The sequence below is a fragment of the Streptodolium elevatio genome (assembly GCF_053592165.1).
Map to the genome: position 1 here is coordinate 1 of NZ_JBSFVE010000017.1, position 26,384 is coordinate 26,384.

The window sequence follows — 26,384 nt, forward strand, 5'->3', positions numbered from 1 at the left end:
CCGGACGGCCACTCCTGGGAAGCCACGAACGGCAAGGAACCATCAGCCACATCCGGCCCTCCCGGGCCACCCAACAACTTACGGAGGAACCATGATCAAGAGGACCAGACGGCTCACCTCGGCCGCCGCTCTGCTGGCCGCCCTGGCCGTCGGCGGTGCCGCCGTCGTGCCGACCGCGACCGCCGATCCCGACGGGGCTGTCGGGGGATCCGGGGACAGCGGCTCCGTCGAGTACGCCGACTACGCCGGTGACACCGGTTATGCCGGTGCCGCCGCACCGGCCTCCGGAGGAGGCCACGGTACGCCGCCCGTGATCCGGGCCGAGCTCGTCTCCAAGGTCGCCCCGCTGGACCCGCCGTCGCCGTTCGGCCACCTGACCGTGCTGGAGGGACCGGCCTTCGGACCCGACGGCAGGCTGTACTTCGTCAACCTCACGGGCGCGCCGGGGCAGCCGAAGATCCTCAAGTTCGACCTGCGCACCAAGGCCGTCACACCCGTCCACGCGGACGCCACGAGCGGCTACTCGTCGCTCCAGTTCAGCCCCGCGGACGGCAAGATCTACGCCACCGACTTCCACAACGGGGAGATCGACCGCCTCAACCCCGACGGAAGCGGGTTCGAGACCGTCTTCGCCGGCCCGGTGGCGGGCCGGCCGATGGTGCCCGACGACATCGCCTTCGACAAGGCCGGGAACATGTACATCACGGACTACCATGGCACGCCCTGGAGTCCGACCGGCCGGGTCGTACGCCTCGACGCCGACGGCACCGACCCGATCGTCCTGCAGGACGGCCTGTCCGGCCCCAACGGCATCACCTTCACCCCGGACTTCACCGGCGTGTGGGTGAGCGAGTACAGCCTCGGCCGCGAGAACCACTTCGCGCTGGCACCGGACGGCAAGAGCTTCACCGACGGCCGGGTGGGCATGTCGGCGAACATCGGCCTCCACGGCTTCGACTCCAACACCGTCGACGCGGCCGGCAACGTCTATCAGGTGGTGATCGGCACCGACAAGATCCTCGTCTGGAACCAGAAGGGCGATCTGATCGCCACCGTCGTCGTGCCGTACCCGCAGAACGGGAAGCGACTCGTCAGCAACCTGGCGATCAAGCCGGGCACGAACACCGCGTACGTCACCGTCGGCGGCGACGACGGAGGCTACATCTACAAGTTCCGCACCCTCGCCCCGGGCATTCCCCAGTCCAACGGCGGAGGCGCCTGAGACACCGTCGCGCCCGCCCTGGCACCAACGACCAACACCCGTTGCCAGGGCGGCGCTTCGGCGCCGCGGACCCCTGTGTGCGGGCGACAGCGGCCCTCAGGATCACCGTCGCGCGCTCAGACTCGGGCATCCGGATCGCGCCGTCGTGGGGGCCACCGGCCGACCAACGCGGCCGCGAACCCGGCCACCGCCTCGAAGTCGCCGTCCTGCAGGCCGCGTTCCCGGTCGACGCGGTGCAGCAGTGCGAGCCCTCCGTGATGAGTCCGCACGTACGCCTCGTCCAGATCGGTGATCTCGTCGTCGAGCCACACGAACGGACGGCCCGCGGCGTGCGCGACCAGATGCACGGTCTTCCAGAACTCCCCGCCAGGGCCGGGCGTACGTTGCGCGGCGGCCCCACCCGCGCGGTAGTCCGGCACGTCCGGCCACGTGATGACCGACAACTGCGGCAGCCCCAACACGGGCGCGATGAACTCGTTCGCGTCCTTGCCCCAGGCCGTCGCCCACACCAACTCGAACGCGTCCTCGAAGGCGGCCAGCCGCGGACCGTGCTCGGGGTTGAGCAGGACCCGCAGGGGCTCGACCGAGGAGCGCGCCTTCCCCGGATGCTGCACGACCCAACTCTCCGGCTTCATCCGATGCGCGGTGAATCCCGCCGGGGTGTGCCGGGAATCGGAGACATACGGGTTGAGCGGGCCGTCGACGTCGATGTAGAGCGCAGGCCGGGTCACAGTGGACTCCTCTCCACAAAGCAACAAACCGCAACAGCCAGCACACCCCAGAATCACACGTCCGCAGCACTCCCCCGTCGATATTGGCAGGAGCCGACATGTTGGGGTGGTGGGGGTGGGGGCTTTGGGCTTGCGGGCTACGTTGTGCGTATGGGTATGTCCATTTCGGAACTGCAGCGGCTCTTCGGCGTGCCCGGCGCCGGCCTGCCGGAGTCACCAGGCGGCCCGGGCGCTTTTGGTGGGCCGGATGTCCCGTCGCTCCCGGTGCTGCGCGAGGCCGCGAAGGCGGTGGACGGGTCACCGGTGTACGTCGGGGAGGTCGCCGGTACGGACGCCTTCCGGCTGTGGAGCCGGCTGCGCGGTCTGCACGACCGCACCGGATGGTGGCCGGTCCTTGCCGGGGAGCCGGAGGCCCTGGACCGGGTGCTCGTCGGCCTGGAGCGCGGCTTCGCGCCGACGCTCGCCGGGCCGGACGGCACGTCGCCGGACGGGCGTGCGCTGCTCGACGGCTGGGCCCGCGAGTCCGTGCGCTTCCTGCCCTCCCCCGCCGCTCCTGCTGATTCCGGTGCCGAGGCGGCCTCCGCCGGGCCGGACGTCCCCCGGGTCCTGCGTCGCCTCACCGAGCACGTCGCCGACCAGGTCGACCTCGATCTCGTCGGTGGCCTGCACGTGTCGGCGCTGGGACAGGAACGAACTGTGCTGTGCCTGGTGCAGGCGCCTTCGGGTGCCGACGTACCGACCCTGCTGAACTGGCTCGGGGCTTGCAACTACGACATCACCGGTCCCGAACATACCGCTGTGCTCAGGCACTTCGACCGGCGGTACGGCGCCGAACTGGTGACCCTGGAAACGGCGGTGCTGGAGGTTCTGGTGACCCGTCGCCCCCGTACGCCGGAGACGGTGGCAACCGCCGCCGTGGAGCACTACGCGTACTGCAACGACATCGTTCACCAGGGCGTCGGGACCATCGAGGAGCTGATAAGCGGTCAGCTGCGAAGCGGTTCCTGGTACTTCTGGTGGGACTGAGCGCGGCCCGCGCGGAATCGGGCCGGATTCGCGTAGGAGTCAGTCGGGGTCGAAGGCCGCCAGGAGGGCGTCCGCCGACAGTTCCGCGGACAGGGGGGCCGCGGCGGGTTGGGGCGTGGTGGACTGTTCGGCCCAGATGGTCTTGCCGGCACGGTGGTAGCGGCTGCCCCAGCGGTTGGTGAGCTGGGCGACGAGGAAGAGGCCTCGACCTCCCTCGTCCGTGTCGCGGGCGCGGCGCAGCCGGGGCTGGGTGTTGCTGGGGTCGGAGACCTCGCAGACGAGTGTTCCGCCGCGGATCAGCCGCAGTCCCACCGGGCCGCCCGCGTACCGGATGGCATTGGTGACCAGTTCGCTGACGACGAGCTCGGTGGTGTAGGCGAGTTCGTCCAGGCCCCATTCGGTGAGTTTGGCGGTGACCAGCGCGCGGGCGTGCGCGACCTCCCCCAGGTCGGCGGGCAGTTCCCAGGCGGCCACGGCGTCGTCGGGGATGCATTCGGTACGCGCCAGCAGCAGCGCGACGTCGTCGTCCCGCGGCGGGTCGAGCCGGCCCAGGACGACGGCGCCGATGGCGCCCAGCGGTCGCCTCCGGTTCTCCGCCACGACCGCCGCGAACTCGCTCATGCGCGCCGTGAGATCGCGGTCCCGGCGCTCCACCAGCCCGTCGGTGTAGAACGCGAGCAGAGATGACGGCGGCAGGTCGATCTCGAAGGACTCGAACGGCATGCCGCCGACGCCCAGCGGCGGCCCCGGCGTCAGGTCCACGAACTGCGGTTCCGTGTCGGGCCGCAGAACGAGTGGCGGCGGGTGGCCGGCGCTCGCGACGGTGCAGGTGCAGCTGACCGGGTCGTACACCGCGTACTGGAACGTCGCGCCCAGGGCCGCGAGTTCGGCGGTCGAGTCGTCCGGGTCGTGCTCGGGCCAGTAGCTGATCACCAAGTCGTCCAGATGGCCGATGAGTTCGTCGGGCTCCAGGTCGAGGTCGGCCAGGGTCTGCACGGCGGTCCGCAGCCGGGCCATCGCGGCGGTCGCGCCCAGCCCGTGTCCGACGACGTCGCCGACGACGAACGCGGTGCGCATCGAGGACAGCGGGATGACGTCGAACCAGTCTCCCCCGACTCCGGCCTCGCCCTCGGCGGGACGGTACGTGCCCGCCGTCTCCGCGGCCGGGGTGCGATTCGCCAGCCTGGGCAGCAGCGAGCGCTGCAGGGCCACGGCGGTGCGGTGTTCGCGCGTGTAGCGGCGGGCGTTGTCGACGCTGAGGGCGGCGCGCGAGGCGATCTCGGCGAGCAGCGCGGCATCGCGTTCGTCGAAGGCGGGCCGGCCGCCGGTACGCCAGACCGTGATGCTGCCCAGCAGCAGCCCGCGTACCAGCAGTGTCGCGACCATGGACGAGGTGGCCGCGGCCGGGATGATGGTGTCCAGCGTCGCCGCATCGAGCCTGAGGGACGTGCGCAGGTACGCCATGTCGGTGGCGCGTACCGGAATCCCCTCGGCGAGCGGCCCCAGCATCGGGCTCTCCGGGAACGGCGGCAGCCGGTCGCCGACGTCCAGCATCGGGGCGGGCCACGTGGTGCCGGGCCGGGCGGCGACCGCGGCGCGCCGGAACTCGACCTCGTCCGTCCGGCGCGGCTCGTCGCCGTGGAGGACGGATTCGGCCAGGTCGACCGAGGCGAGGTCCGCGAAGTCCGGCACGAGGACGTCGACGAACGCCCGGGCCGCCTCGCCCAGGTCCAGCGTCGCGCCGATGTCCACCGCGGCGGTGTGCGCCAGAGCCTGGTGATCCTGGCCCCGGGCGTCCGAGAGCCGCGGGTCGCCGGCGGCTCGGCCGACGGGCAGCAGCAGGATCAGGCGGGCGCTGGGGACCAGGTTGGAGTGCCCCGGGCCGTGGTCGGACAGCGGCGTCGTCAGCGAGCGCGCGTGCACCGGCCCGGCGGTCCCGGGAATCCGGACGCGCGCCCCGGGGCCGCGCCGGGGGATCTCGCGCAGCGCCGCGGCGGCCTCCGGGGCCAGCGGGTCGCCCAACTGACGCCGGGCGGCCGGGCTGCACATCAGGACGCGGCCGTCCGCGTCCAGCAGTACGGCCGCGAGATCCGGCGGGATCCCGTCGTCGGGCCGGGCGGCGCGTGCTGCGGGCATGTGTGCCCCGCCTTGTCTCCCCGAGACGGGCAGGATTCGGTACCTATTGTCCCGCGGACAGGGCCCCGCCTGCTACCAGGGCTCTGGACGCGTTGACGCACACGCTGTGTCACGTGGGCGCCACGGATGTGGTCTGCGGTGCCCTTGCGGGCAGATGGCGGTGTCCGCGGTCGGGCCACGGAGGGATGGACCGGGGCGGGTTCGGCGGCCGGTGGTCGCGGGGTGGGTCCAGGTGCAGGTGCGGGAGTAGCGGGATCGTTGAGTGCCACGGGAGCCGTCCGTGCGCAAATTCGCCGGCGGCAACATCCGCGCGATAGCCGTGACCGCCGACCTGTGGGTCGGCCGACCTGTGGGTCGACTGACACATCGGCAGCCACGGTTCACTCGCCCGCGCCGTCCTCGGTCTCCCAGCGCAGCAGGTCGCCCGGCTGGCACTCGAGCACCTCGCAGAGCGCGGCGAGCGTCGTGAAGCGCACCGCCTTGGCGCGGCCGTTCTTGAGTACCGCAAGGTTGGCGGGCGTGATCCCCACGCGGTCCGCGAGGTCGCCCACGGACATCTTCCGCTTGGCGAGCATCACGTCGATGTCGACGACGATCGGCATCAGACGACCTCGTCCAACTCGGCCTGCATCCGCACCGCTTCGCCGTCGCGAGCGACGGCCTGGGCGAGCAGCATCCGCAGCACGAGCACGATGAGAGCGACCCCCAGGATGGCCACGCCGACCCCGGCCATGATGACGGTGACGCCTGGGTCCTCCCGCTGGCCCGGCGCATTGATGCCCGTGACCGTGAACCACACGAGGGCAGCCGCGACGATGGCGCCGATCACGATGTCCACGTACCGGAAAGCCGCGTGGGAGAACACGGTTCCGCGTCGCACCATCGACACCAGCCGCCATACGCAGACCACGGCAACCTGGACCGCCATCATGCCCAGGACCGTGACCACGCGCAGCGGGGTCAGCGGCAGCGACCCGTCCTCCGGGTCGTTCCCGGTGACCAACGCCCAGACCATCCCGGCCTGCACGAAGAAGGTGCCGATGAGCATCATCGCGAGCACGGCACGCAACGCACCCACGGTCAGCTTTCCCATGGCTCATCCTTCCATCGACCAACGATGGAAATCTATCGAATATCGATACCCCAAACAAGCACCGAAACAGCCCCGGCCACAGCCCCACGCCACGGCACGCCGCGGGGAGAGTTCTCCCATCACCGGAGGGTCCGCAACGGCACGCAACAGGTGACACCGCCGACGGGCGCACGGCCGAGGTGAACGGCGAACGCGCCTACGTCTCGGCCGGCATCGCCAAGGTCGACATCCTCGCCGCCCTGCTGCTCCAGGCCCAGCAGGAGGACCGCGCCCTCACCGCGGACGAGAAGACGTCCGCCTCGGCGATGATCCGGCAGAGCGACAACGACGCGGCGTTCGCCCTGTGGAGGGCCCTCGGCGGTGCGCCCGCCCTCGAGGCGGCCAACGCCCGGCTGGTCTGGCCGAGACCACCCCGGACACCGAGACCTGGGGCCTGGACACGACCACCGTCGGCGACCAACTGCGCCTGCTGGCCGCGCTGACCGCGGAGTCGTCGCCGCTGAGCGCCGCTTCGCGGGCGTACGCGCTGGGCCTGATGGAGGAGGTCGCGGAGGACCAGGCCTGGGGTGTCTCGGCCGCCGCGGACCCCGGGCAGGGGGCCGCCGGATCCGAGGGCCCGGCGCTGAAGAACGGCTGGCTCCCCCGCAACACCACCGGCCTGTGGGTGGTCAACGGCATGGGCCGGATCGTCCACGGCGGACACGAACTGCTGGTGGCCGTTCTCTCCGACGGCCATGCCTCGATGGCCGCCGGAGTCACCAGAGTGGAGTCCGCGGCGGAGGCGGCCGCCGAGACCCTGGTCTCGATGACGGCCGCACCCGGAGAGTGATCCGTCAGTTGCCCTGTGCCTCGTCGACCCGCTTGTTGAACTCGGCTTCCTCGATGACCTGGTCGGCCGGCGGCGCGGAGACCTCGCACTTGTCGGTCTTGGTGAAGACCGTCTCCTCGCGCTCCTTGCCGCCGACGGTCTCCTCGACCTGGCCCACGATGACCGGCTCGCCCTTCGCGGCGATGTAGTACGTCTTCTTGACCTTGTCGCCGTCTTCGTCCCGCTCCTGGACCAGGGGGACCACGTCCTTGCCCTGGAAAGTCGTCACGGCGCCCTTGGTGACGTTGTCGGTCTTGCCGTCGAAGAAGTCGACGGTCGCCGCGTCCCCCGGCTCCGGCTCGCTCTTGACGAACTTGCCCTCGGACGCCTGCTCGAACAGGTCCGCGACCCTCGCGTCCCCCGGCCGTCCGGCGAACTGCGCCCAGCCCAGCGGTGTCGCCTTGATGTACCGGACGCGGCCGACCTCGAGCATCTCGGCCGACTCGTCACCCAGTTTCAGCGTGCCCTTGACGTCCTTGGTCTTCATCACGGCACACGCGTCGATGCCGATCGGGTTGCCGTTCTCGTCCGTTCCGGAGCCCTTGTTGGACAGGAACTCGATCTTGTCCATCGCGGCCACGGCCTGGTCCGCCAGGGCCTTGGCCTCGGTCTTGGTGTTGTCCTGCTCCTCGTCGTCACCGCAGGCGGTGAGACCCACAAGCGCGAGGACCGTGACAGACACGGCGGCGGCAAAACGGCGAGTACGCATGGCAGAAGACTCCGTCAAATCGGGGACCCGGGCTTTGTCGATCACTATGTCAAACGCGGCGTCACAAGCCCGCGCCGCCCGTCGCCGTGCCGCCGGGGACCGGGCTGTCCGAGGCGTCGCCGGTGGCGCCCTCTTCGTCGAGGTCCATGTCTCCGAAGTCGAAGTCGAAGACCTTGCCCTCGACCGCTTCGTAGGCGGCCTTGTCCACGAGCTGGTCCGCCGGCGGCACCTTGACGCCGCACGAGCCGCCGCCCGACGTCAACTTGAAGTCGACCTTGTCGGCGGTGCCGGGAGTCTCGTACGTGAGGCGCACCGGGATCTGCTTGCCCTTCTCCGGTACGTACACCGTGGTGACCTCGTCGGTGTCCTCGTCCGTGACGCTCAGCGGGATGACCTGCTTGCCCTCGTACTCGACCGGCTCTCCCTTGACGACCTTGCCGTAGTCGTCGCCGAACAGCTCCCGGATGTCGGTGAAGTCCGCGAACCCGCCGGCGCTGTCGTCGTCTTCGGCCCCGCCCGCGAAATCGGACGACTCGCCGCCGAACGGATCGGAGGCGGACGCCTCGGGAGCGGGCGAGGCGGTGTCGTCGGAGGACTCCGCCTCGTTCATGATCCAGCGGCCGTCGACCAGGGCCAGCAGCTGGTCGTACGCGGCCCGGTCGACCTTCACCTCGCCGCTGTCCAGATCGAACAGCATCGAGTACCACGCGTCCCAGGACGCGCGCGAACCCTTCACGTACTCCTTGCCGTCGACGAGCAGGACCTCGAGTTCGGCCTTGTCGTACGAGAATTTCCCCTTCAGCGTCTCGTCGGACGTGAAGCACATCTCCGCACTCAGGTCCATGGTCTCGCCGTCGCCGAAGTCGACGGTACCGCCGCCGGTGATGCGGACCGTCTCGGTCTCCTTGACCTTCTGCTGCGTCTGCTGCGCAAGCGTCTTGGCGTCCACCGTCAGGTTGCTCGCCTCACCGGCCTTCTCCGTGCCGCAGGCGGACACGGCCAACATGGCCATGCCGGCGGCCGTGGCGACGGCGGCTATTCGGGCAGAACGCACAAATACTCCCAGGTCAGGACGAGGACTCCGCGCAGACTCGCGGTTCGCGTCTGCGCCGGAAGTGAACCAAGAGGAAGCTATCGCAAGGGAAAAATCCGCCACAGTCGGTTTTCACCACGCGGGTGGGCGCCTTCGCGCCGCTCCCTCTCCGCCTTGCCGCAAGGAACCCCGGCCGCCGTGCAACGCGGACGGCCCGGATGCGTGTTTGTGGGGGTAGGGAGGTACGGGGTGAGACCTGATGATGCGGCTGCGTTCCAGGAGTTCGTCCGATCGCGGTGGCCGAGGCTGGTGCGGACGGCGTATCTGATGACCGGCGACTACGCGGAGGCCGAGGACGTGGCGCAGACGGCGCTGGCGCGTGCGGGTGCCTCGTGGCGGCGGATCCAGGCGAGCGAGCGGCCGGACGCGTACGTCCGCCGGATCCTCGTCAACTGCAACAACAACCGGTTCCGCCGGAAGCGGCCGACGCTGGTGTTCGGGGACAAGCCCCTGGACGTCCCCGGGCCGGATCCGACCCACCGCGTCGATCAGCGGGAGGCCCTGCGTGACGCGCTGCTCAGGCTGCCGCCCCGGCAGCGCGCGGCGGTCGTCCTGCGCTATTGGGAGGACCTTCCGGAGGCCGAAGTCGCCCTGGTCATGGGCTGCTCGGTCGGCACGGTGAAGAGCCAGGCGGCGCGCGGGCTGGACAAGCTCCGTGCTGATCCCGCCCTTTCGGACGTCGCCCCGATGGACGGTGCGGCCGGCCTCCCGCCGTCCGCGGGAAGGCAGGTACAGAGGGAGAAGCAGCATGGACGGGTCTGAGCACCGCTCAGGCGGCGGCACCGGTACCGGCACCGCGGCGGAGGCCTGGCTGCAGGCGCAGCTCAACGCCCATGCCGACGAATTCGTCGTCATGCCACCGGACTTCGCGCGTATCGACGCCCGCCACCACGGCATCCGGCGCCGCAGGGCGGCGCTGGTGGCGTGCGCGGCTTCGGTGCTGACCGTCTCGACGATGATGGCCGCGGTCGCGCTGACGGGCGGCGGAGGCGAGGCCGAAGTGACGACGCCGCCGACGCTCCTCGTCCCGACGCCGTCCGCGGAGACCGCACCGGCCACGCCCGCGCCGTCGAAGAGCACGGCGACCACGAACCCGTCGGCCACGATCCCGTCCCCCACCGAGCCTCCGCGGCCCGACCCCACCGGCACGGGCGGCACCGCACCCCCCTCGTCCGGCGCCCCGAACCCGAACCCGACGGGAACGGCGGCACCCACCGGCGGGGCCGCGACGACCCGCGCCCCGGCGCGCCCCGGGGGCGGTTCCGGCGACCCGAGTACGCCGGGCACCTCCGGCACCTCCACCACGTCGGGCGGCGACGGCACCGCGGCGTGCACCGACAAGAACGTCCGGATCAGCATGTCCACCACCGAGGACTCGTCGAACCACGTCCTCCTGACGGCGACCAACATCGGCGCGACGAGCTGCACGCTCTACTACCACCCGCAGGTCGTGCTCGGGGACCGGCACCCCACGCCGCCCATGGAGTCGCCCGCGAAGGCGCTCGCCACGATCGCGCCGGGCCAGAAGGCGTACGCGGGCGTACGCCTGTGGAACGACGGGGACACTCCGCCGGAGCACCCGGTGAAGTCCTTCGCCGTGAACCTCCAGGGCCGGGTCGCGAACACTCCCGCGGGCCACCCTATCGATGTCCAGGTCCCGCGCGAGATCATCGCGCTCGACGTCGGCACGAACCCGCTCAGCACCCTGTGGAACACCGACGTCGACGCGGTCAACAGGTACCTGTACGCCCGCTGACCGCCGGTCGCCTCGTGCCGCGTCTTTCGTGTCCCGTATGGGCGGCCTTCACAACGACGAGGCGGCGCTGCCGGGTTCAGTGGGTGTCCGGCTGTTCCTGCCGCCCGGCGGCCGCGGGCCCGGTGGCCGCGACCGGATGGCGGAGCAGGTAGAAGCCCGCGGTCGACACCAAAAACGCCATGCAGGCGATGAACACCAGGCCCGCGCCTTCCAGACCGATCGGCTCCACCAGGAGTCCGACCCCGATGACCGGCACCGAGATGCCGAAGTAGGCCACCACGAACAACGCGGAGATCACCGCCGCACGCCGCTCCGGCTCGGTCGCGCCCGCCACCGCGGACATCGCCGCCCGGAACGACAGCCCCTGCCCGGCCCCGCCGACGACCGCGCTCAGCACCACCAGCGCCAGCAGGTCCCACACGAGCGCGCCCGCGAGCAGCCCCAGCCCGACCAGCAGGGCCGCGCAGCCCAGCGGCAACGACCGGGTCACCCCCACCCATCCGACGGCCAGTTGCCCGGCGGTCGAGGAGAAGAACGCCAGCGCGACGACCAGCCCGGTGAGCGCGTGGTTGTGCACGTCCAGGGACTCGGCGAGGAACGCCGGGCTGACCGCGGTGAACACACCGAACAGGGCGAACCCGACGAAGGACGCGATCGCCGCGGGACCGAACACCGCCCGGACCGACGGCGGCAGGGCGGGCCGCTGGGGGCGTACGGTGTGCAGCGGACGCCGGTCCCGCACCGTCTCCGGAAGCCACAGCAGGATCACCGCGGAGCAGACCGCCACCAGGCCCAGGTGCACGATGAACGGCAGGTACAGCGGCCATGCGGCGTACTGGGCCAGTACGCCGGCGAGCAGCGGGCCGCAGCCCAGACCGCCCATGTTGGCGGCGGTCGCGACGAACGTGGCCCGCGAGCCACCGGCCTTCGGCGCCAGCTCGATCACGTACGCGGTCGCCGCGCCGGTGAACAGCCCGGCGGACAGCCCCGACAGCAGGCGGCCCGCGTACAGCCAGCCCAGCGCGGTGGCAGCCAGGAAGCAGGCGGCGCTCGCGGCCGCGAACAGCATGCCCCACAGGAGCACCGGACGCCGGCCCACCGCGTCCGAGGCGTTGCCCGCCAGGAGGAGCGTGCCGATCACCCCGGCGGCGTAGACGGCGTAGACGACGGTGACCGTGAGCTCGGAGAACCCGAACTTGTCCTGGTAGAGGGGGTACAGCGGAGTCGGCAGCGTGGTGCCGGCCATGCACACGGCGAACACCGCGCCCGCGGTCAGGCAGGCGGGCCACCCTCGAAGATCACCGTGCATGGTCCCGACGGTAACTTCGCGCGCTCCCGCACCCGCTCCGGCACGCCGCCACTCCCGCGCGGTCCCGCCGTACGCCGTGCGTCGCCGCGCGGAAGGCGAGGGTTGGCGCCCTCCGCCTCGGGGCCGTCAGGCCGTGTCTCATCGGGCGGCTCACGCCGTCGGCGCCGCGGAGTTCAGCCAGGTGATCAGGAGGTCGTTGACCTCGTCCGGGCGTTCCTGCTGGACCCAGTGCCCGCAACCGTCCAACAGGTGCGAGGAGACCAGGCCCGGCAGCGTGGCCGGGTACGCGTTGATCGCGTCGGCCATCCAGATGGTGGAGGCGTCCAGCGCGCCGCCGATGAACAGGGACGGCTGCCTGACGGGAGCGCCGTTGTACGGGGAGAGGTCCTCCCAGTCGCGGTCCATGTTGCGGTAGCGGTTGAGTGCCCCGGTCATGCCGGTGCGCTCGAACTCCCCGGCGTACACGTCGAGATCGTGCTCGGTCAGCCAGCCGGGCAGCCGGTCGGTCGGGAAGCGGTCGCGCAGTCGGCCGCCGCGGCCGACGAAGTGCGGGTCGGGTGCGTCCTGCGCGGGCATGGTGTCGGCGGACAGCGCCGCGAAGAAGCCCGCGAGCCAGCCGCGGACGTCGGGTTCCATCTCGGTCTCGGCCCGGCCGGGCTCCTGGAAGTACGAGACGTAGAACTCCTCGTCGCCGCCCATCCCGGCGAAGACGTCGGTGGGACGGGGGCCGCCGGGCGGGGCGTAGGGCACGCTCAGCAGCCCGACCGCGCGGAACACCTCGGGGTGCACGAGCGCGGAAGCGGCTGCGATGTTCGAGCCCCAGTCGTGCCCGACGATCACCGCCGATTCCTCACCCAGGGCCCGCACCACCGCGAGGTTGTCCTCGACGAGGGCGAGCATGCGGTAGTCGCGGGTCGCGGCGGGCTTGGAGGACCGGCCGTACCCGCGTACGTCGAGGGCCGCCGCCCGGTAGCCCGCTGCCGCGAGGGCCGGGAGCTGGTTCCGCCACGAGTACCAGGACTCGGGGAAGCCGTGGACGAGCAGCACCAGCGGTCCGGTGCCCTGCTCGACCAGGTGCAGCCTTCCGGCGGGTGCCTCGACCGTGCGGTGGCGCGGGTCTGCGGCGGATACGGACCGGTGCATGGCTTCTCCTCGTGCCCGGGGTGGATGCGGCGACCCACCGATCATGCGTCGCCGCCGCCGGCCGACGCGACCTTGCCTTGCCATTCCGGCAAACTAGGAGGCCAGAGGGGTGAAAGCGGAGGGTCGGAAAGGCGCGGGCGAGCATGACGGACGACGGCATTGCGGACGTACTGGCAGCGTTGGGCCCGCGGCTGCGGACCGTACGCGAGCGACACGGTGCGACCCTCAGCGACGTGGGCCGGGCGACCGGCGTCCCGCTCAGCACGCTCTCGCGGTTCGAGAACGGCCGACGCACGCCGGGCCTGGCGATGCTGCTGCGGTTGGCGCAGGTGTACGGCGTCTCGCTGGACGCGCTGACCGGCACCGACACCGGAACCGGCACCGATCTCGGTCACGGCCACGGCCACGGCACCGAGAGCGGCGCGGCGGCCGCCGTCTCCTCCCCGAAACGGAATCCCCCGCGAACCACCGCGCCGCAGCGCGCCGTTCCGGAAAAGGCGATGGTCCCGCTGACCCGGTACGTCGGCGGCCTGCACGCCCACAAGCACGTCCTGCCCGCCCGCGGTGAACCGCCGCGGCGACCCGCCCAGGTGTCACACGAAGGGTACGAATGGCTGTGCGTGCTCTACGGGAAGCTGTGGCTGGCGCTCGGCGGGCACGACCTGGTCCTCACCGCCGGGGAGGTCGTCGAGTTCGACACCCGTACCGCGCACGGGCTCGCCAACGCCGCACCCGACGAACCGGTCGAGTACCTGATCATGTTCGGGCCGCAGGGCGAACGCCTGCGGCAGCGCACCCCGCCCGGCGGCCGACCGCAAGGCTGAGGAGACCGTAAGGCGGACCACGGACGGGCCGGCGCGAGCACCCGAACGGACGGCCAGTGCGGGCAGCCGGTGCGCCGAGCGGACGGCCAGACCTCACGGCCCGGCAAACCGCCGTTGGTCGCACGGTCGCCGAACGCCACTACACACGTCTCCTATGACCCCTGTGGAGAGAAATTTCGACCGAAGGACCCTGCTGCGCACCGGCACCGCCGTCGGGGCGGGCCTGGCGATCACCCCCGTCGTCGGTGCCGCCTCGGCAGGCGCGGCCACCTCCGACTCGGGCCCGGGCCTCGTGCTGCCCGGTCGGCCCGGCCTCAGCCACGGCGTGCAGAGCGGCGACGCGATCGCCGACTCCGCGATCGTCTGGGGGCGCGCCGACCGCCCGGGCCGGCTCGTCGTCGAGTACTCCACCCGCCCCGACCTGCGCGGCGCGGCCCGTGTGCGCGGCCCGTGGCTGACCCCGGAGAACGACCTGACCGGCCGCGTCCGGCTGCGCGGGCTGCCGTCCGGGCGTCGCATCCACTACCGCGTCCACGTCGAGGGCGAGCGCGGTGCCGCCGGGCAGGCGGTGGTCGGCTCGCTGGTCACCGCGCCGCACGAACACCAGCGCGCCGACGTACGGTTCGTGTGGTCGGGCGACACGGTCGGGCAGGGCTGGGGCATCAACCCCGACATCGGCGGCATGACGATCTTCGAGCAGATGCGGCGGCTCCGCCCCGACTTCTTCCTCAACAGCGGCGACACCGTCTACTCCGACGGGCCGCTCGTCGAGTCGGTGGCGCTGCCGGACGGGCGGATCTGGCGCAACCTGACCACTCCGGAGAAGTCCAAGGTCGCGGAGAGCCTCACCGAGTACCGCGGGCAGTTCGCGTACAACCTGCTCGACGCGAACTACCGGGCGCTCGCCGCCGAGGTCGCGCAGGTCGTCCAGTGGGACGACCACGAGGTGCGCAACAACTGGTTCCCGGGCCAGGTCATCGACGACGCCCGCTACACCGAGAAGCGCGTCGACGTCCTCGCGGCGCGCGCCAAGCGGGCGTTCCACGAGTGGATGCCGATCGGCGACGACCGCATCTACCGCAAGCTGTCGTACGGGCGGCACCTGGACGTGTTCGTGCTCGACATGCGCACCTACAAGGACCCCAACGACAGCAACCGCTACGCCGATCCCGAGCGCGGGCTGCTGGGCGAACGGCAGCGGCGCTGGCTGATCGAGGGTCTGTCGCATAGCCGCGCCACCTGGAAGGTCATCGCCGCCGACCTGCCGCTCGGCCTGATCGTGCCGGACGGCGCAAACCTCGAGGGCGTCGCGCAGGGCGACAACGGCGCGCCGCTGGGCCGCGAACTGGAGTTCGCCGAGGTGCTGCGCACCGCGCAGCGGCGCGGCGTACGCGGAATCGTCTTCCTGACGGCGGACGTCCACTACACGGCCGCGCATCATTACGACCCGTCGCGGGCCGCGTTCAAGGACTTCGATCCGTTCTGGGAGTTCGTCTCCGGGCCGCTCAACGCGGGCGCGTTCGGGCCGAACGCACTGGACGGCACGTTCGGCCCGAAGGCCGAGTTCGTGCACGCCCCGCCGCGCGCGAACGCCTCGCCGATGGAGGGCTTCCAGCACTTCGGCGAGGTCGAGATCGACGGACCGAGCGGCGACCTGACCGTCCGCCTCCGCGACGGCGCCTCGGCCGTCCTGTGGAGCACCACCCTGCGCCCCAAGCGCTGACCGCGGTCCACCCCGTCGTGGGCGACCGGTCGTGACGTCGGCGTACCGCGGCACCGGTACGGGGACCGGCGAAATCGGCGCCGCCGGGTGCGGTTGACCCTCTCGTCGTGTCACCCCTTCTACTCGGTCTCCTCGTGATCCCGTCGATCGAGGAGTGGCGCACATGTTCGCGTATTCAGGTTCCGGCCCCTACTGCTACACGCATTCGCTCGGAATGGTGCTCGGCTCGGAAGCTCCCGCGCCGGGGGTGATCGAGACGCTGACCGGGGCTCCCTTCGGTGTGCAGTTGCTCGCGGGGACCGTACCGCTGTTCGATCCGCTGGGCTGGGACCCGGAGTTGGGCGTCGACGCGGCGCTCGGCCTGCTCGGCTGGACGTGCGTCCGCGAGGCGGGCGGTACGGGGAAGGAGGCGGTCGGCCGGCTGCGGAAAGCGGTCGCTGGCGGCCCGGTGATGGTCGGGCCCGTGGACATGGGCCTGCTGCTCTACCAGCCCGGGACCCCCTTCGGCAGCGGCGAGGACATCGCGGACCATTACGTCGTGGTGGTCGACGTCGGCGCGGAGACGGTGGTGATGCACGACCCGCACGGGCACCCGTTCGCGACGTTGCCGGTGGCGGAGTTCGCGGCGGCGTGGCGGGCCGAGGCGGTGGAGTACATCGACCGGCCGTACGTCATGCGCCACTCCTTCGTCCGGGAGCGCGTCGTCCTCGAGCCGGACGCGCTGCGCGCCGCGATGCCGCAGGCCGTCGCCTGGCTGGGCAACTCGGGCGAGTCCCGCGCGACGGCCGGTTCGATCGGCGGCGCGGCGGCCGTCGAGGCACTGGCCGACCAGGTCCGACGCGGACTCGCGCCGCAGGTACGCACGCTGCTGCGAGTTTTCGGGGTACGGGTCGGCGCGCGGCGCCTCGCCGACGCCGCCGCATGCCTGGCCCGGCTGGACCTGGCCGACGCGGCCGCCGTCGCCGCGCGGCAGGCTCGGATCGTCGGCGCACTGCAGTACCCGCTCGTGACCGGCGACGACCGCGCGCTCGAAGCGGGTCTGCGGCTGCTGGCCCCCACATACGAGAACCTGCGTATCGAGATCGCGCGATCCCGGGCACAATCGCTGCGACCGTCTGCCGACTGTGCCCCGGCTCCCGCCGTCGACGGCGGGTGAGGGGCCCACCCGGCTCCACGTCCGTCGAGAGAGGCACCGCCCAGCATGTCCTTGGTCTATGACGTACGCCTGCGCCCCGCCCAGCCGCCGACGCCCGCCGCGGACGCCTTCACCGTGCACCGCGGCGAAGTCCCGGCGACGGAAGGGCGTGACGGCCTGGAGATCGCGTACGTCCGGGAAGGGGTGGGCGGTTACCCCCTGCTCCTCCTGCACGGCTATCCGGAGACCAAGCGGATCTGGTGGCGCAACATCCGGCCGTTGGCCGAGGCCGGGTACGAGGTCATCGTCCCCGACCTGCGCGGCTTCGGGGACTCCGACCTCTCGGCGGACGACGTGTACGACCTCGCCGCCTACAGCCGGGACCTGCACCTTCTCGTGCACGGTGTCCTGGGGCACGAGCGCTGCGGGGTCGTCGCGGGCGACGTGGGCGGGGCGACCGCCGTCGACCTCGTCCACCGCTACCCGGGCTTCGTCGACAAGCTGGTCTACTTCAACACCGCGCCGCCGGCGATCTTCGAGGAGTACGCGGCGGCGGGCATCGACGTGTCCGCCATCCGCACCTTCGCGGACGGCCCGACCGCCGACTACCGGTACCGCCAGGGCGCGACTCCCGACGACCTTGCCGCCGAACTGGACACCCCGGCCAAGCGGCGCCGCTACATCGGGGAGATGTACGGCCACCGGCTCTGGGCCTCCCCCGGCACCTTCACGCCCGAGGACATCGACTTCATGACGGAGCCGTTCGCCTCGGACGAGCGGCTGCGGGCCAGTTGGGCGGTCTACCAGCTCGCCTACGGCCGACGGGCGAGCGAACCGCCGCTGATGTCCGGCAAGGTGTCCGTCCCGACGATGATCCTCTACGGCATGGACGACAACGTGGTCGGTCCGGATTTCCTGCACACCAGCGAGGTCGCCTTCACCGACCGGACCGGACCCGTCGTGCTGCCGGGCGCCGGGCACTTCCTCCAGTGGGAACGGGCCGACCTCGTCAACGCGCTCGTCATCGCGTACTTCGGCGACCGGCGCGGGTAGCCGGTTCCGGCAAGGCATACGGCGTCGACGGGGCCGCCGGCGAAGGTTCGCGCACGGTCGGCGGCTCGCCGTCGAGCCCCCGGCGAGTCATCCTGCGGGCCGCCTCCTCGGCTCGATTGTGTCTGCGGAATGCGTACGGACGGCAACGGTGCTCGGCCACCGACGAGTTGCCGCAGAGGCGGCGACTCGACCGAGATACGGGAGCGACGTGGGAGTTCTGGCAGACCGTCACACATCGTGACTCAGCGTCGACACCGACCGTCCGAATCTGACCGAAAAACCCTGTGGGTTTCCGCAAAAGTTGATCACGCCATCAAGATCAACAACGCTAGTGTCGCGTTCGTCCTCAGCCGCGCGGCTTACCCAAGGTGATCAACAAATGTCGCAGAGACTGACCGTCCCCCCGATCTACTCGCCGTTCGAGCCCGCCATCCACCCGAGCCATGCTGTCATCGACAAGCAGACCAGCGAGTGGGCCGAGAAGTTCGGCATCGGCTCCGAGGATCTCCGTACCCGGCTCGTCACACACGAGATCGGCACGTTCGCGGCCCGCATCCTGCCTGACGGCCACGAGGAAGTCGTCGGCATCCTGTCCGACTTCGTCATGTGGCTGTTCGGCGTCGACGACGGATGCTGCGAGGAGGGCATCGCGGGCGCCGACCCGCACGACCTCGTCCCGGTACTGTCGCGGCTGATCCGCGTCGCGCAGAACCCCGAGACGCCGATGCTGCCCGACGACCCGCTCGCCCGGGGCATGCGGGACTTACGCGGCCGCATCGCGGCGCACGCCACCGCCGCCCAGGCCACCCGGTGGGTGGACGGCCTGCGCGAGTACTTCCTGTCCCTGGTGTGGGAGGCCGCGCACCGCAGCCGCGGCACGATGCCCGCGCTCGCCGACTACACGATGATGCGGCTGTACGACGGCGCCGCGTCGATCATCTCGCCGGTCCTGGAGTTCGCGTACGGCTACGAACTCGCGCAGAACGACCGGGACGCGCACACCGTGCGGGCATTGGCGGAGATGGCGTACTTCGTCATCTCCTGGGACAACGACATCTTCTCCTTCCACAAGGAGAGCCGGGCCGACCGCTACGTCCTGAACGTGATCAAGGTCCTGGAGCACGAGTACCGCATCACCCCGGAGCAGGCGATGTCGGTGGCGATCTCGCAACGCGACCGCGTGCTCTGGCTGTTCCTGCGGCTCCGCGAGCACCTGCTGACCACGGCGGGTCCGGAGCTGGCCACCTACCTGCTCAGCCTGGGCACGTTCATACGCGCCACCCAGGACTGGAGCATCTCGTCCCGGCGCTACACCACCCCCGAGGACCCCGCTGACCTGCCCACCGACTTCGCCGACACGCCGACCGACACCAGCAACGAACCGCTCCCGATCTCACCGATCGCCTGGTGGTGGGGGCTCCTCCCGGACTGACCCGTCCGGACCGACGGTTCCCGGCCGCTCGGCGTCGCGCCGACCGGCCGGAAGCGTTTTCGCCATGCCTCGTGTCGATACCCTCGTGACAAGGAGTTCCGCGATGACGACCGAACTGCGGTCGGTTCCGCGCGCGCCGGGACGTCTCCCCCTGCTCGGCCACCTGCTGCCGCTGGCCCGCCGTCCCTTCCCGTTCCTCCGCGGCCTCCGGGATGTCGGCGAGATCGTGCGTGTCGAACTCGGCACGTCACCCGTCTACTTCGTCACCACGCCCGAGGCGGTCCAGGAACTCGTCCTGCTCAAGGCCCGTTCCTTCGAAAAGGGCCGACTGATGGACCGCGCACGCGAGTTCACCGGGAACGGGCTGCTCAACTCCGACAACGCCACCAACCTGCAGCGCCGACGGCTGGTCCAACCGATGCTGCACCGCGCACGCGTCCGGGAGTACTCGACCTCGATGGCCGGACACGCGCAGGCGCTCGCCGACTCGTTCGAGGCCGGCAGCACCGTCGACGTCTACCTGGCGATGTACGAGTACACCATCAACACCGTCACGACCTCGCTGTTCTCCAGTCATGCCGACGCGGAGGCCATCGACGTCATCCGCCGCCAAGTGCCCTTCCTGCTCAAGGGCGTCATGGCCCGGGCGGCGTTGCCCGCACTGCTGGGACGCATACCCGTACGCGCCAACCGCGAGTTCGACCGCGCGGTGCGCGAGCTGCGGGAGGTCATCGACCAGCTCGTGGCAGGCGCCCGCAAGAACCCGGACGACAGCCCGGACTTCCTCTCGACCCTGGTCGCCGCCCGCGACGCCGACAGCGGCGCAGGGCTCTCCGACGAGGAGGTGCGCGACGAACTGGTCACGATCCTCATCGGCGGCACGGAGACCACCGCGTCGACCCTCGCCTGGACCTTCCACGAACTCGCGCGTGCTCCCGAGGTCGAGGCCCGCGTCCTCGACGAGATCGACGCCGTGGTCGGCGACGGCCCGGTGGGGTTCGAGGACATCCCACGTCTGACCTACCTGGCGCACGTCGTGAACGAAGCCTCCCGGCTGTACGCGCTGCCGGTGCTGATGCGCCGTGCCGTCCAGGACGTCGAGGTGGCGGGTGTGCGGATCCCCGCGGGCACCGAACTGGCTTTCAGCCTCTACGCCATCCACCGCGACGCGCGAATCTACTGCGACCCGGACCGCTTCGTGCCCGAGCGATGGGAGAACGGAGGCAACCGCTCCCGCGTCGGCACCGAGTTCCTGCCCTTCAGCACCGGACCGCGCAAGTGCCCCGCGGAGGCGTACGCCCGGATGGAGATGCCGATCGTCCTCGCGACGATCCTGTCCCGATGGAGACTGCGGCCCGCATCCGAGCAACCGGTGCACGAGGTTCTTGCCGCGGTTCCGCGGCCGAACCACCTGGCGATGACGCCGGTTGCCCGGCGGAGTCCGAGCACCGTCGCCGTACTTCCCGAACCCGGCCGCCGCTCGGGGTAGGCCGCCCTCCGCTCGGAACGCGCTCGCCTGGCTCCCGAACTGCCGTTCGGGAGCCAGGCGAGCGCGGGTGCCTCAGCCGCGGCGCCGGACCCGGCCGACGAGCCGCCGCCACAGGGAAGGCCGACGCGGCGTCAGCACCGGCGGTGCGCCTGCCGCTTGCGCGGGGGCCACCGCACTCGGTGGGGTCGACGGGTGGGCCTGCGCCTCCGTCGTACCCGGCGGTTCGGCGCCGGCCGGAGCGGACGGCGCGGCGGGGGGCACCGCCAAGGCCGCACCTGGTGCCGATGCCTCCGGGCCGGGTGTGCCCGTACCGGGCTCCGCGGCGACCGCGGCCGGCTGCTTCGGCGTGAACTGCACCGGCAGCGCGGTCAGGTGCCTCGACAGCCAAGTGGACACCGACACCAGTTCGTCGTCCGGAACGGAAATGTGAATGTCCGGTAGACGCGTCAGCAGGACGTCCACCGCAGCCTCGGTGACGGCCCGGCCGATGTCCTGCCCCGGGCACTCGTGCGGGCCGCCGCTAAACGCCAGATGCGACCGGTTGCCGTGCATCGGCACGCTCAGGTCGGGGCGGATCTCCGGGTCCACGTTTCCCGCCGCCAGCCCGAGCAGCAGCATGTCGCCCGTCCTGATGTCCGCGTCGCCGAGTTGCGTGTCCCCCACGGCCCAACGTGCCGGGCACACCATGGTGGACGGCTCGTCCCACAGCACCTGCTCCACCGCGTCCGGGAGCGTCATCCGCGCCCCGGCCAGCGACGCGCGGAACCGCGGATCGCTCAGCACCAGGCGCAGCGTGTTGCTGATGCACACGGTGGTGTTCTGATTCGCGGCGGCCAGCAGCACGCGCATGTGCTGGACGACCTCTTCGTCGCTGAGCCCGGCCGGGTGCTCCATCAGCCACGACCCGATGTCGTAGCCCGGCTGCCGGCGCTTGCGCTCGATGTGCTGCCGGAGGGTCGCGACGACGAACTCGTTGCTCTCGAAGGCGGTGTCGGTGCCGCGCACCAGGTCCAGCACGGCTTCGGTCAGCCGCGGACCGTACTCCTCCGGTATGCCGAACAGCTGTGTCATGACCAGCATCGGCAGCTTCTCGGCGAACTGCCCGACCAGGTCCGCTTCGCCCTCGGCGCAGAACGCGTCGATGAGCTGGTTCGCGAAGCGGGTGACGTGCCGACGCACGCCTCGGCGGTCCAGCTGGTTGAGGCTGTCCGTCACGGCCTTGCGGAGCCGCTGGTGCTCCTCGCCGTCCAGGAACGCGAGCAGCGGCTGCCAGCCGAGCATCGGCAACAGTGGTGACTCCGCGTCGACTTCACCGCGGTTCCAGGAACCCCAGTTCCGCGAGTCGCGGGAGAAGCGGTTGGGGGTGCGGACCACTTCGAGGTTCTCGCGGTAGCCCAGGACCAGCCACGCGGGCAGGTCGCCCTCCACCAGCACCGGCGCCACCGGGCCGTACCGGGCACGCAGTTGCTCGTACACTCCCATCGGGTCGGACTGGTGCTCGGGGCTGTTGAGCCGGACGACGTCCTCGCGCCCGGCAGCCGCGGCGCCCGCGTGGGCGGGGCACCCCGGGGGCGGGACCGACCCGTCAATGGCCGTACCGCCGTGCGGGGCTTCGTCGGTGGGAGTGCTGCTCATCGTGTCTCCGTCTGTGCGAGCGTCATCGCGTGCAGGTAGCGCGTCAGTTCGAGCAGAACATCGCGGCTGGATGCCCGGTTGCGGGCGTCGCAGTCGACCATCGGGACCCAGTCGGGCAGGTCCAATGCCTCACGCAGTTCGGCCAGTTCGTGCCGTGGGGCGTCGGGGAAGGCGTTGACCGCGACGACGAACGGCATGCGGCGGTCCTCAAGGCGGCTGATGATGTCGAAGCTGACCTCCAGGCGGCGTGCGTCGACCAGGACGACCGCCCCCAACGCTCCGTCGAAGAGTCCGTTCCACAGGAACCAGAACCGCTCCTGGCCTGGGGTGCCGAACAGGTAGAGGACCAGGCGTTCGTTGAGGCTGATGCGGCCGAAGTCCATGGCGACCGTGGTCTCGGTCTTGTCCTCGATGCCGGTGACGTGGTCGACGCCCTCGCCGGCCCGCGTCATGGTCTCCTCGGTGGTCAGCGGCCGGATCTCGCTGACCGCGCGGACCATCGTGGTCTTGCCGACCCCGAAGCCGCCCACGATCACGATCTTCACGGCCGTGGTGACCGTGTCCGGCAGCGCGTCCTGCGGACGCGGGCCGACGGGCTCGCCGAGAGATGCGTCCGGGACGGGGTCAGAGATTCTGTAGTCCATGCATCACCGCCTCGAGAAGTTCGGCGTCGGGCAGCGACGCGGCCGGGATCGGCGGCCGGGCCTCCACCCGGCCGTCGGCGAGCAGGTCGGCGAGCAGCACCATGACCACGCTCGCAGGTAAGGAAAGGTAGGCGGAGATCTCCGCCACGGACAGCGGATACCCGCACATCCGCACGATGGCGGCCTGCTCAGGCTGCAGGCCCGGGTCGGGCGACGACCGCGACACGATCAGGGTGACCAGGTCCAGTTGCTCCCGGGCGGCGCCGCTGCGGCCGCCGGTGAGCACGTACAGCCGTTCGGGGGACCCTTCTTCCCAGTCGAGCCGTCGCGGTCCGCTCATGTGCCCCGCCCGGCGGCGGTGGTCCGCGGCGGGCTGCTCAGGTGCTCTCCGATCCGTGCCACCAGATCGCGCATGCGCTGGCCCATCAGCCCCGCGTCGACGCCCTCGTCGGCGAGCACCGCGAGGTACGCACCGGTTCCGGCGGCCATCAGGTAGAAGAAACCGCCGCCCATCTCGATGACGACGAGCCGCATCTGCCCGTCACCATTGGGCAGTTCCAGCGCGATGGCGGCCGACAGGCTCTGCAGCCCGGCGCACGCGGCCGCGATGCGGTCGGCGGTGTCGACGTCGCAGCCGTGCTGGGCGATGCACAGACCGTCCGCCGACAGCACGACCACGTGCCGTGTCTGCGGGACACCGTCGGCGAGATCCTTGAGGATCCAGTCCAGATCGGCTCTCTTCTGCATCACCGCTCACCTTCATTCTGGAGCGTGCCGTCGGCCGCGTCCGCGGGCGCGGCAGCCCCCGGGGAGTCGGCCGGAGCGGCTGAGTCGCCGGCCACCGCGCCCTGGAACGCGGCCAGCCACAACCCGGGTTCGGGCGCCGGGCCGGCGGAGGGGGACGCGGATTCGGACGGGGCCGACGACGCGGCCCGCGCCCCGGCACCGGGTGCCGCGTGGCTGCCGGTGTCGCCCGACCGGCTGCCCGTGTCGGGCGCACTCGCGGTCCGCGTGGGCGGGACGAGCCGCGGCGGTTCGGCCGGGCTCCTGCGCTGGCGCTGCGGCAGTCCGTTGGCGGTACGCCCGCGCGGCGCGCTCTCCACCGGCGCGGCCGAGAACCGGGCCGGGCCGCTGGCCACGGTGCGTGCCGCGGACAGTGCCTCCAGCCCGGGAGCGGCACCGGAGACCATGGACACCCTTGCGGTGGTGAGGAGTTCCTTGGGTACGACGAGGATCGCGCGGACGCCGCCGTACGCCGACGGCCGCAGCGACACCCGGAAATTGTGCTCCTGTGCGAGCCTTCCCACGACCGCGAGCCCGAGTCGCGGGGACTCGCCCAGGTCGGCGAGGTCGAGGCCGGCGGACGCCTCTTCGAGCAGCCGCTCGACGCGGCGGCGGGCCTCTTCGGAGAGCCCGATTCCGCCGTCCTCGATCTCGACCGCGACGCCGGACTGCACCTCGCTCGCGCTCACCCGCACGACGGTCTTGGGCGGGGAGTAGCGCGTGGCGTTGTCCAGGAGTTCGGCCAGCGCGTGGATCAGCGGCTCGACGGAGGAGCCGACGACGGCGACCTCGGTGACGGCCGTCAGTTCGACGCGCGGGTAGTCGGTGATGCGGGAGACCGCGCCGCGCAGCACGCTGTAGAGCGGGACGTTGTTCTGCCACTGGCGGCCGGGCCGCGCGCCGCCGAGCACCGCGATGCTGTCGGCGAGCCGGCCGATCAGCGCCGTACCGTGGTCCAGCCGCAGCAGGTCGCCGAACACGTCCGGCTGGGCGCCGTGCCGCTCCTCCATCTCCCGCAGGTCGGTGGCCTGCTGGTGGACGATCGCCTGCACACGCCGCGCGATGTTGACGAACGCCCGCTGCGCGGAGTCACGCATGCCCTCCTCGGCCTCGACGGCTTCCGCCACCAGGCGCAGCACGGTGCGCTGGGAGGCCGCGAACTCGGCGGTGACTCGGGGGAGTTGTTCATCGATGGCGGCAAGTTCATGGACGATCTCACGCGCAGATTCGCCCTGCTTGAGACGCAGGATCGTCTTGGGGAGCAAATCCTCCGTGAGGCGCTGCTGCGCGGCGTCCTGGGCGGCGAGGTACTGCCGCAAAGACTCCGCTTCGGCCTGATGGCGGTGGTACTGCGCGGACACGTCGGCCTCGCGCTCGCGGGTCAACTGACGTATTCGTGCGCCGCGGCGTCCCGCCACCGCGGTGGCCACCGCGATGGCGCCGGTGGCGACCGCCAGGCACACACCCAGCACCAGACGCGCGTCGGCGTCGACGAGAGCGACGACCACCGCGGACGCGGCGGCCGATAACGCGGTCGGCACCAGCCAGGCGGTGCCGACGGGAACGGGACGTGACGGTTCGGGTGGCGACCCGACTCGGACCATGGACATCCTCGGATTCGTGCGGAGGGGGCACGGAGACACGGAGAGTCGCGCAAGACACGGCATCGGCCGGTCGGACACCCGGCGACGCTTGTGGCCTCGCCGACTGACCCGGCCCGGCGTACCCCCAAGGGGTTTCCGGCCGTTCGGGTCGCCCGCTCATTTCGGGCCACCCGATCAGGCCGTCCGCGACGGGCCGTGCGCGTCTTGCGGCCACCGCCGCCGGCGACCTGCGCGCGGAAGCCCACCCTCGTCGCGTACGCCCGGCCACAGCGTGGCAGCCTGCAACAACCCCGTCATTGCGGTCGTTTGGACCCCGCAGGCAGGCGACCAATGGTGGTAGTCGCTGCATGTCGCAGGGCCTCAGGGAGCATAGCCGCTCCGCGTGTGCATCGACGACTCCGCGCCAACGAATCCGTACGCCGGCACCGGCGCGCCGGGGCAACGCGCAGTATCTGCGGGGGATTCAGCAGATCCGTGCCGATGATGCGTCGACGAGCGCGCGGACCGTTGCGCCGAGGGCCGACGTGTTCGGGTGCGCGGTGCACCAGGCGAAGACGTCCCCGCCCTCGCGCACCGGCAGGCGCGGGTAGTTGTCGGCCGTCGCTCGGTGCGCAGCACGGCGAAGGGCGCCGTGCCCGGCATCGCCGGGCTGCGCGACGACGAGGCCGGCGGAGAAGGCATACACCGCGTCCCAGTCCCCCGGCGCCAGTTCGGCGAGCTGGGCGCCTGTGCCGGACGCCTCGACCCGCCGCAACGCGTCGCGCAGCTGCCCCGCGGCGCCGCCGTCTTCGGCATACGACGCCACGCACGTGTCTTCCCGGGCCAGGTCGTCGGTCGTCAGCGTGTGGACGCCGACCGCCGCCACGTACGCCGCGACCAGCGCGGCCACCGCCAGCAGGACCCATTTCCCGGGCCTGCGGCGGCGACGCCGCAAAAGGCGCGCGAGTTCGTCATCGAGTGACGCCATATGGAGGTT

The 26,384-nt window shown here is 71.4% G+C and carries 26 protein-coding genes; 12 read left to right on the plus strand and 14 right to left on the minus strand.

All coding sequences use genetic code 11. The features are described from left to right. The first annotated feature begins 91 nt into the window (after positions 1-91). On the plus strand, positions 92-1,222 hold the full coding sequence (locus ACWD12_RS27625) for an SMP-30/gluconolactonase/LRE family protein (RefSeq protein WP_450101820.1): 1,131 nt from the start codon (positions 92-94) through the stop codon (positions 1,220-1,222). A gap of 116 nt (positions 1,223-1,338) precedes the next feature. Here the strand turns inward: ACWD12_RS27625 and ACWD12_RS27630 are convergent, their stop codons facing one another. After that, positions 1,339-1,953 (minus strand): hypothetical protein, encoded by a 615-nt coding sequence (locus ACWD12_RS27630; RefSeq protein WP_450101821.1) that lies wholly within the window; start codon positions 1,951-1,953, stop codon positions 1,339-1,341. 150 nt (positions 1,954-2,103) lie between these two features. On the opposite strand from ACWD12_RS27630, the gene ACWD12_RS27635 reads away from it, so the two are divergent. Beyond that, a complete protein-coding gene (locus ACWD12_RS27635; protein WP_450101822.1) occupies positions 2,104-2,979 on the plus strand; it encodes a DUF4253 domain-containing protein in 876 nt (291 codons plus the stop codon). 39 nt (positions 2,980-3,018) lie between these two features. Here ACWD12_RS27635 and ACWD12_RS27640 read toward each other — a convergent pair whose 3' ends face one another. From ACWD12_RS27640 to ACWD12_RS27650, 3 genes are all read right to left on the minus strand, one after another. After that, positions 3,019-5,115 carry an ATP-binding SpoIIE family protein phosphatase gene (locus ACWD12_RS27640; protein WP_450101823.1) on the minus strand — a complete coding sequence of 699 codons (2,097 nt, stop codon included), beginning with the start codon at positions 5,113-5,115 and terminating at the stop codon, positions 3,019-3,021. A 380-nt stretch (positions 5,116-5,495) separates the two neighbouring features. Further along, positions 5,496-5,717, minus strand: coding sequence for a helix-turn-helix domain-containing protein (locus ACWD12_RS27645; RefSeq protein WP_358351031.1), 222 nt, complete (start codon positions 5,715-5,717; stop codon positions 5,496-5,498). After that, positions 5,717-6,208 carry a DUF2975 domain-containing protein gene (locus ACWD12_RS27650; RefSeq protein WP_450101824.1) on the minus strand — a complete coding sequence of 164 codons (492 nt, stop codon included), beginning with the start codon at positions 6,206-6,208 and terminating at the stop codon, positions 5,717-5,719. The genes ACWD12_RS27645 and ACWD12_RS27650 overlap by 1 nt, the downstream gene beginning before the upstream one ends. Positions 6,209-6,387: 179 nt before the next feature. Between ACWD12_RS27650 and ACWD12_RS27655 the strand changes: the two genes are divergently transcribed. Both ACWD12_RS27655 and ACWD12_RS27660 read left to right on the plus strand, forming a co-directional pair. Beyond that, positions 6,388-6,690, plus strand: a complete 303-nt coding sequence (locus ACWD12_RS27655; RefSeq protein ID WP_450101825.1) for a hypothetical protein — start codon at positions 6,388-6,390, stop codon at positions 6,688-6,690. 53 nt (positions 6,691-6,743) lie between these two features. Continuing rightward, positions 6,744-7,037, plus strand: a complete 294-nt coding sequence (locus tag ACWD12_RS27660) for a hypothetical protein (protein WP_450101826.1) — start codon at positions 6,744-6,746, stop codon at positions 7,035-7,037. 4 nt (positions 7,038-7,041) lie between these two features. Here the strand turns inward: ACWD12_RS27660 and ACWD12_RS27665 are convergent, their stop codons facing one another. Then, positions 7,042-7,758 (minus strand): hypothetical protein, encoded by a 717-nt coding sequence (locus tag ACWD12_RS27665; RefSeq protein WP_450101827.1) that lies wholly within the window; start codon positions 7,756-7,758, stop codon positions 7,042-7,044. An 88-nt stretch (positions 7,759-7,846) separates the two neighbouring features. Next, entirely contained in the window at positions 7,847-8,839 is a 993-nt protein-coding gene (locus tag ACWD12_RS27670; RefSeq protein WP_450101828.1) for a hypothetical protein, read from the minus strand. 228 nt (positions 8,840-9,067) lie between these two features. Between ACWD12_RS27670 and ACWD12_RS27675 the strand changes: the two genes are divergently transcribed. Both ACWD12_RS27675 and ACWD12_RS27680 read left to right on the plus strand, forming a co-directional pair. Then, on the plus strand, positions 9,068-9,640 hold the full coding sequence (locus tag ACWD12_RS27675; RefSeq protein WP_450101829.1) for a SigE family RNA polymerase sigma factor: 573 nt from the start codon (positions 9,068-9,070) through the stop codon (positions 9,638-9,640). Continuing rightward, a complete protein-coding gene (locus ACWD12_RS27680) occupies positions 9,627-10,634 on the plus strand; it encodes a DUF4232 domain-containing protein (protein ID WP_450101830.1) in 1,008 nt (335 codons plus the stop codon). Before ACWD12_RS27675 ends, ACWD12_RS27680 begins: the two co-directional genes overlap by 14 nt. A 76-nt stretch (positions 10,635-10,710) precedes the next feature. Here ACWD12_RS27680 and ACWD12_RS27685 read toward each other — a convergent pair whose 3' ends face one another. After that, on the minus strand, positions 10,711-11,943 hold the full coding sequence (locus tag ACWD12_RS27685) for an MFS transporter (RefSeq protein ID WP_450101831.1): 1,233 nt from the start codon (positions 11,941-11,943) through the stop codon (positions 10,711-10,713). Between the two features lie 150 nt (positions 11,944-12,093). Beyond that, entirely contained in the window at positions 12,094-13,086 is a 993-nt protein-coding gene (locus tag ACWD12_RS27690; RefSeq protein ID WP_450101832.1) for an alpha/beta fold hydrolase, read from the minus strand. A gap of 143 nt (positions 13,087-13,229) precedes the next feature. Between ACWD12_RS27690 and ACWD12_RS27695 the strand changes: the two genes are divergently transcribed. The 6 genes from ACWD12_RS27695 (at position 13,230) to ACWD12_RS27720 (ending at position 20,742) form a co-directional block, all read left to right on the plus strand. Beyond that, the gene (locus ACWD12_RS27695; protein ID WP_450101833.1) at positions 13,230-13,910 is read left to right on the plus strand and encodes a helix-turn-helix domain-containing protein; all 681 of its coding nucleotides are present in this window, start codon (positions 13,230-13,232) and stop codon (positions 13,908-13,910) included. Positions 13,911-14,064: 154 nt separating this feature from the next. After that, positions 14,065-15,633 (plus strand): alkaline phosphatase D family protein, encoded by a 1,569-nt coding sequence (locus ACWD12_RS27700; protein ID WP_450101834.1) that lies wholly within the window; start codon positions 14,065-14,067, stop codon positions 15,631-15,633. Positions 15,634-15,796: 163 nt separating this feature from the next. Then, positions 15,797-16,789, plus strand: a complete 993-nt coding sequence (locus ACWD12_RS27705) for a hypothetical protein (protein ID WP_450101835.1) — start codon at positions 15,797-15,799, stop codon at positions 16,787-16,789. 45 nt (positions 16,790-16,834) lie between these two features. After that, the gene (locus ACWD12_RS27710; protein WP_450101836.1) at positions 16,835-17,821 is read left to right on the plus strand and encodes an alpha/beta fold hydrolase; all 987 of its coding nucleotides are present in this window, start codon (positions 16,835-16,837) and stop codon (positions 17,819-17,821) included. 379 nt (positions 17,822-18,200) lie between these two features. Further along, complete coding sequence (locus ACWD12_RS27715) at positions 18,201-19,253, plus strand: selina-4(15),7(11)-diene synthase (RefSeq protein ID WP_450101837.1); 1,053 nt, start codon at positions 18,201-18,203, stop codon at positions 19,251-19,253. Between the two features lie 103 nt (positions 19,254-19,356). Beyond that, positions 19,357-20,742: a cytochrome P450 gene (locus ACWD12_RS27720; protein WP_450101838.1), complete on the plus strand. Its 1,386-nt coding sequence runs from the start codon at positions 19,357-19,359 to the stop codon at positions 20,740-20,742. Positions 20,743-20,814: 72 nt separating this feature from the next. Here the strand turns inward: ACWD12_RS27720 and ACWD12_RS27725 are convergent, their stop codons facing one another. The 6 genes from ACWD12_RS27725 to ACWD12_RS27750 all read right to left on the minus strand — a co-directional run bounded on the left by ACWD12_RS27725 (position 20,815) and on the right by ACWD12_RS27750 (position 26,375). After that, entirely contained in the window at positions 20,815-22,377 is a 1,563-nt protein-coding gene (locus ACWD12_RS27725) for a cytochrome P450 (protein ID WP_450101839.1), read from the minus strand. After that, positions 22,374-23,021 carry a GTP-binding protein gene (locus ACWD12_RS27730; protein ID WP_450101840.1) on the minus strand — a complete coding sequence of 216 codons (648 nt, stop codon included), beginning with the start codon at positions 23,019-23,021 and terminating at the stop codon, positions 22,374-22,376. Before ACWD12_RS27730 ends, ACWD12_RS27725 begins: the two co-directional genes overlap by 4 nt. Continuing rightward, positions 23,002-23,361 (minus strand): DUF742 domain-containing protein, encoded by a 360-nt coding sequence (locus ACWD12_RS27735; protein ID WP_450101841.1) that lies wholly within the window; start codon positions 23,359-23,361, stop codon positions 23,002-23,004. The genes ACWD12_RS27730 and ACWD12_RS27735 overlap by 20 nt, the downstream gene beginning before the upstream one ends. Next, positions 23,358-23,768, minus strand: coding sequence for a roadblock/LC7 domain-containing protein (locus ACWD12_RS27740; RefSeq protein WP_450101842.1), 411 nt, complete (start codon positions 23,766-23,768; stop codon positions 23,358-23,360). The genes ACWD12_RS27735 and ACWD12_RS27740 overlap by 4 nt, the downstream gene beginning before the upstream one ends. Next, the gene (locus ACWD12_RS27745; protein WP_450101990.1) at positions 23,768-25,408 is read right to left on the minus strand and encodes a sensor histidine kinase; all 1,641 of its coding nucleotides are present in this window, start codon (positions 25,406-25,408) and stop codon (positions 23,768-23,770) included. Before ACWD12_RS27745 ends, ACWD12_RS27740 begins: the two co-directional genes overlap by 1 nt. Positions 25,409-25,871: 463 nt before the next feature. After that, a complete protein-coding gene (locus ACWD12_RS27750; protein ID WP_450101843.1) occupies positions 25,872-26,375 on the minus strand; it encodes a hypothetical protein in 504 nt (167 codons plus the stop codon). Positions 26,376-26,384 lie beyond the last annotated feature (9 nt).